The organism is Oleiphilus sp. HI0117 (genome assembly GCF_001635235.1).
On record NZ_LWGA01000970.1, the window covers coordinates 1 to 1,611 of the forward strand.

At 43.8% G+C, this 1,611-nt stretch carries 2 protein-coding genes; both read left to right on the forward strand.

Annotated elements, in window-relative coordinates:
* A partial coding sequence (locus tag A3757_RS17390; protein ID WP_156506386.1) for a TIGR03013 family XrtA/PEP-CTERM system glycosyltransferase occupies positions 1-1,233 on the forward strand: 1,233 nt, incomplete at its 5' end.
* 118 nt (positions 1,234-1,351) lie between these two features.
* On the forward strand, positions 1,352-1,611 hold a 260-nt coding region (locus A3757_RS17395), incomplete at its 3' end, for a polysaccharide biosynthesis/export family protein (protein ID WP_197470103.1).

A 1,611-nucleotide genomic window follows, 5' to 3' on the forward strand; every position in this document is an offset into this window, starting at 1 on the left:
GTGTTGAGTGTATGCTCCCTTGCAATGGGGGTTTATACGAGTATCTATATAGAAGGCTTGACCGGGATGGCTTTGCGTACTGTTGTGAGCTATTTCTTCTTGGGTACCGCAAGCTTGACGATACTCTATTACTTGTTCCCTGTTATGTATTTAGGTCGCGGCGTTTTAGCGTTTGCGATCACCTTTTCCTTGATCTTCGTATTAGTGGTAAGGGTACTTTTTTATAAAGTCGTTGATTTGGCTCAGTTAACGCGGCGAGTTGTAATTTTTGGTGCTGGGAACACAGCTGCCAATATTATGGAGCGAATTCAAGCTAGTAAAGATGAGTCAGGGTTTCAGTTATATGGCTGTATGGCTTGTGGGCAAGGTGAGGTGGTTGTAGATTCCAGTTTATTGGTCAATGAACCTGAAGATTGGATGGCCTTTGTTAAGCAGCATAATATTAGTGAAATAGTTGTCGCGCCAGATGAGCGCCGCCGCAGTGAAGGTGGTCAGATTCCTATAGATGCTTTGCTTGACTGTAAGCTCCGGGGGGTTCGTGTAACTGACCCGGTAGAGTTTATTGAGCGAGAGCTTCTGCGCTTGGAAATTTCAATGCTGCGCCCTGGCTGGGCTTTGTTCTCGGATGGTTTTGTCTATTCTCAAGCGAGAGACATTCTTAAGAAAATATTTGATCTGACGGTAGCTGGGCTTATTCTTTTGCTAGCGTGGCCATTTATGCTGATTACTGCGATAGCCGTTAAGCTAGAGAGCGATGGGCCAATTCTCTATAGTCAGACGCGAGTCGGTTTGAATGGCAAAGAGTTTTCAATTTATAAATTCAGAAGTATGGCTCAAGATGCCGAGAAAGACGGTAAGGCCGTTTGGGCGACTAAAAATGATGCCCGCGTAACAAAAGTTGGGGCGTTTATCAGAAATACGCGTCTTGATGAATTGCCGCAGCTATATAATGTTTTTACCGGTGATATGAGCTTCGTAGGGCCTCGCCCCGAAAGGCCACAGTTTGTAGAAGAGTTGAAAGAGCAAATACCATTTTATGATGCGCGGCATAAGGTTAAGCCGGGGTTAATGGGGTGGGCGCAGTTAAAGTACCCTTATGGTGCTTCGGTTGACGATGCGAGAAACAAGCTGAAATACGACTTATATTATGTTAAGAATCATAGCTTCTTTATGGATGTTTTGATTGTTATTCAAACGGTAGAAGTTGTGTTGTTGGGCAAGGGTGTTCATTAAACTGTTATTGTAGTAATCACTGTGTGTCAAAGCGAACTCGTAAGCAGGGTAGGTTTATTGTGCTAGGGCGAAGAGCTTGTTCGTTTTTAAGATTAGAGTAAGGGCAAAGGGTCGAAGGATGAAAATAAAACTAATTATTTGTTTTGTGTTGGTGGGTTTTCTAAGTGCCTGCTCGACTAAGAATGTTGTGAAGGAGCAGCCTGTTGAAACGAGTATTGGCGTGGTTGAGGAGTATCTATTAGGTGTTGGAGACGCTGTTCAAGTGCGTGTGTGGCGTAATCCAGATTTATCTGTAGACGTACTGGTTCGTCCTGATGGAAAAATATCGGTACCTTTAGCTGGTGATATTGTTGTTGATGGTGTGTCTACAAGTCAGTT